A 2,853-nucleotide genomic window follows, 5' to 3' on the forward strand; every position below is an offset into this window, starting at 1 on the left:
GGAGTCCGCGCCGGGCCGGCTGCTGCTCGGGCAGGGTCAGGCGGCGCGCTGGCCGTGGAGGAGGGCGGGCAGGGAACGCCCGGCGAGGGCCTCGGCGGCGCGGGCGGCCTGGGAGGGGGCCATGAACTCCGAGAGGTTGCGGGCGGGGACGAAGCGGGCGCCGAGCAGGCCGCTCCGGCGCTGCGCGGGGACGGTGATCCGGGTGCCGTCGGGGACGGTGCCGCCGTCGAACACCAGGTTGAGGCGCTCCAGGTGGCGGTCGGCCGGGGTGAAGTCGACGGCGAGGACGTCGGTGAGGCGGACGATCAGCCCGGTCTCGGCGTGCAGGTGTCGCGCGGCGGCCAGGTGCGGGGGCTCGTTGGGCTTGGCGGCGCCGCCCGGCAGGATCATGCCGTCCATGTAGTCGGGGTCGACGAGCAGGACGTCGCCGCGCTGGTTGCGGACGAGGGCGAGGCAGCCGAGCCGGCAGACGGGGGGCTTGGCGAGCAGTCGGGGGTCTTGCATGGGGGAGTTTTCGCTTTCTCGACGCGGCAGGGGGTTCAGCGGCTGGGGGTTCAGTCCTCGAAGGCGAGGCGCTCGTAGCGCAGGCCCTTGCGGAGCAGGTCGACCATGCGCAGGAGGTCGAGGGGGCGGGCGGTGAGGCGCAGCAGGTAGCTGCAGGTCAGGCGGCCGCCGTCCCAGTCGACTTCGAGGGTGGGGAGGTGGAGGCCGCCGAGGGCGAGGACGGTGGTGAGGTCGTCCAGGACGTCGGCGGCCTGGCGGCGCTGCTCGGCGGTCGCGCGGGAGAGGGTGGAGGACATGGCGGTCACTCCTCCCCGGGGCGCTTGTGGACCTCGAAGGCGCGCCAGGCGCTGTAGGCGTCGCCGAAGAAGGTGAAGGCGGCGAGCTCGCCGCCGGGTCGGCGCAGCCACTCGCCGGTGAGTTCGTTGCGGACCCGGTAGCGGTCGGCCTCGGGGTCCCAGCGGACGCCGTAGCCGTGGAGGCGCGGGAGTTGGTCGTGGGGCATGGGATGAGAACCCTCTGCGATCGGAGTTTCACGTTCTGTGTACATGCTGGCGCAGTGACGCCTAACATCGGAAGCGCAAACAACTTGACTGCGGCGCTGAAGTGGATTTGGAGCAGCCATGGTGAACATCAAGGAGATTGACCCGGAGTCCGGCCCCTGGGCCCCCTTCGCCATCCAACTCCGCAACTCACGCAAGGCAATGGGCCTCCTGCAGCACCAGCTCGCCCGCAAGTGCGGGGTCAGCGCGTCGTACGTCTCGTTCGTTGAACTTGCGCGCCGCCCTCCGAGTAAGAAATTTGCTACCAAGGCTGACGAAGTCCTGCAGACGGGTGGGACTTTGATGCTGATGTACTTTCAGGCCAAGCACACGGCTCTTGTGCCGGGCTTCCCCGAGTACGCCAACTACGAGGCGACTGCGGAGAAGATCAGGCTCTTCGAGATCAATGTCATCCCTGGACTGCTGCAGACCCGGCCGTACGCAGTCGCCTGGGAGCAGGGCAACCTCCGACGAGGTACCGTCACTCCGGAGCAGGCTCATGAACGAATCGAGTTCCTGCTTGCCCGGCAGCACATCTATGACCGCACGCCGCCGCCGCTCCTACACGCGGTGATCGACGAGAGCTGTCTCAGGCGGCCCATCGGTGGCCGAGACGTCATGGTCAAACAGCTGATTCACCTTGAGGAAATGGCCGCCCGGCCCAACATCATCCTTCAGGTGGCACCGTACTCGCTGGGCGAGAACAGGCCGTTCACCCGACTTGTTCATCTCCTTACCATGCCCGACCGCAAAAAGCTCGCTTACGGCGAGACTGAGCAGCGCGGCTACCTCGATCGGGATTCCGACGCGATCACGGCACTGGGCAACGACTACGATCGGCTCGTGGTCGAGGCCTTGGGCCAGACCGAATCAGTAGCCATGATCCGTGCGGTTCGGAGGGACTTTGAATGGATGTCGACCTGACTGGCGCCCGCTGGCGGAAGAGTTCATATAGCGGCAGCGGGGGTACGTGTGTGGAGGTCGCCGACGGCTTCGCCGGCGTCATGCCCGTACGCGACTCCAAGGACCCCTCCGGTCCAGCCATCCTCTTCCCCGCCTCCGCCTGGCAGGCCTTCGTCACCGCCGTCCGCACCGGCGAGTTCGACGCCCGCTGACCCGCAGCCACCTCGGCCCCGCCACCCCGACTCCGGGGCGGCGGGGCCGAACTGCGCCCCGGTCGGCGGTTTTCTGCCAAATTGGTCTCTACCATTGCCCTGAATCCGGGATTCGGGAAAGCTCGCCGCCGAACGCCGGGAAGCGGACTCCGGCGTTCTCCCCCGAGCGAGGAAGAGACCAACATGGCTCTGCGCACAGCGGTTTCCACCATGGCCCTGGCCGGACTGCTCGCCGTCGCGGGCGGCCTCGCCGTCGCCCCCGCCGCCCAGGCGTCCACCACCCGGACGACCGGTTACACCTACGTCGGCATGTACCCGAGCGGCGCCGCGTGCGAGGCCGCCGGCCAGGCCTACGTGGCGCGCGGCGAGGCGGTCGGCTACTTCTGCGACGTCGCCCCGAACACGGCCCGCCTCTCCGTCTGGTTCTTCTGAGGCGGCACAACGGTGGCCCGGCCGGCTGCGGGCTGCATCACGCTCGACAACTCCGCCGACGAGCGCCACGAGGCCGCCGACGCCGGGGCGAGCACCACCTACCACCTGGACGAGGACGACGACCCGGACGCGTTCGTGATCGGCTTCAAGGGCATCGCCATCGAGCAGTAGCCGCGCCGCCCGGGGCGGGGAGTGGGGAGTGTGGGCGGGGGGCCTCGCCAACCCACACGCCGGCACCGCGGGAAAACACCTGGCCCGCCGCG

7 protein-coding genes are annotated in these 2,853 nt (G+C 69.3%); 4 read left to right on the plus strand and 3 right to left on the minus strand.

The window, feature by feature from the left end:
• Nucleotides 1-36: 36 nt before the first annotated feature.
• From ABZW03_RS39365 to ABZW03_RS39375, 3 genes are read right to left on the minus strand one after another with little or no spacing between them, the layout of a single operon-like run.
• Nucleotides 37-504 carry an NUDIX domain-containing protein gene (locus ABZW03_RS39365; RefSeq protein WP_355269468.1) on the minus strand — a complete coding sequence of 156 codons (468 nt, stop codon included), beginning with the start codon at nt 502-504 and terminating at the stop codon, nt 37-39.
• Nucleotides 505-554: 50 nt separating this feature from the next.
• Nucleotides 555-800 (minus strand): hypothetical protein, encoded by a 246-nt coding sequence (locus tag ABZW03_RS39370; RefSeq protein WP_355269470.1) that lies wholly within the window; start codon nt 798-800, stop codon nt 555-557.
• A gap of 5 nt (nt 801-805) precedes the next feature.
• Nucleotides 806-1,006 (minus strand): hypothetical protein, encoded by a 201-nt coding sequence (locus tag ABZW03_RS39375; protein ID WP_355269472.1) that lies wholly within the window; start codon nt 1,004-1,006, stop codon nt 806-808.
• Nucleotides 1,007-1,124: 118 nt separating this feature from the next.
• Between ABZW03_RS39375 and ABZW03_RS39380 the strand changes: the two genes are divergently transcribed.
• From ABZW03_RS39380 to ABZW03_RS39395, 4 genes are all read left to right on the plus strand, one after another.
• Nucleotides 1,125-1,967, plus strand: coding sequence for a helix-turn-helix transcriptional regulator (locus tag ABZW03_RS39380; protein WP_355269474.1), 843 nt, complete (start codon nt 1,125-1,127; stop codon nt 1,965-1,967).
• Nucleotides 1,952-2,158 carry a DUF397 domain-containing protein gene (locus tag ABZW03_RS39385; RefSeq protein ID WP_355269476.1) on the plus strand — a complete coding sequence of 69 codons (207 nt, stop codon included), beginning with the start codon at nt 1,952-1,954 and terminating at the stop codon, nt 2,156-2,158. The genes ABZW03_RS39380 and ABZW03_RS39385 overlap by 16 nt, the downstream gene beginning before the upstream one ends.
• 183 nt (nt 2,159-2,341) lie before the next feature.
• On the plus strand, nt 2,342-2,590 hold the full coding sequence (locus tag ABZW03_RS39390; RefSeq protein ID WP_355269478.1) for a hypothetical protein: 249 nt from the start codon (nt 2,342-2,344) through the stop codon (nt 2,588-2,590).
• A 12-nt stretch (nt 2,591-2,602) separates the two neighbouring features.
• On the plus strand, nt 2,603-2,761 hold the full coding sequence (locus ABZW03_RS39395; RefSeq protein ID WP_355269480.1) for a hypothetical protein: 159 nt from the start codon (nt 2,603-2,605) through the stop codon (nt 2,759-2,761).
• The last annotated feature ends 92 nt before the right edge of the window (nt 2,762-2,853 follow it).

This window comes from Kitasatospora sp. NPDC004799, from assembly GCF_040609095.1.
In the GTDB taxonomy this organism is placed as follows: Bacteria; Actinomycetota; Actinomycetes; order Streptomycetales; family Streptomycetaceae; genus Kitasatospora.

Excerpts from the sequence above, each read along its gene's own strand:
- ABZW03_RS39380 (WP_355269474.1), top strand. The coding sequence starts at position 1,125 with ATGGTGAACATCAAGGAGATTGACCCGGAGTCCGGCCCCTGGGCCCCC.
- ABZW03_RS39390 (WP_355269478.1), top strand. The coding sequence starts at position 2,342 with ATGGCTCTGCGCACAGCGGTTTCCACCATGGCCCTGGCCGGACTGCTC.
- ABZW03_RS39365 (WP_355269468.1), bottom strand. The coding sequence starts at position 504 with ATGCAAGACCCCCGACTGCTCGCCAAGCCCCCCGTCTGCCGGCTCGGC.
- ABZW03_RS39375 (WP_355269472.1), bottom strand. The coding sequence starts at position 1,006 with ATGCCCCACGACCAACTCCCGCGCCTCCACGGCTACGGCGTCCGCTGG.
- ABZW03_RS39370 (WP_355269470.1), bottom strand. The coding sequence starts at position 800 with ATGTCCTCCACCCTCTCCCGCGCGACCGCCGAGCAGCGCCGCCAGGCC.
- ABZW03_RS39385 (WP_355269476.1), top strand. The coding sequence starts at position 1,952 with ATGGATGTCGACCTGACTGGCGCCCGCTGGCGGAAGAGTTCATATAGC.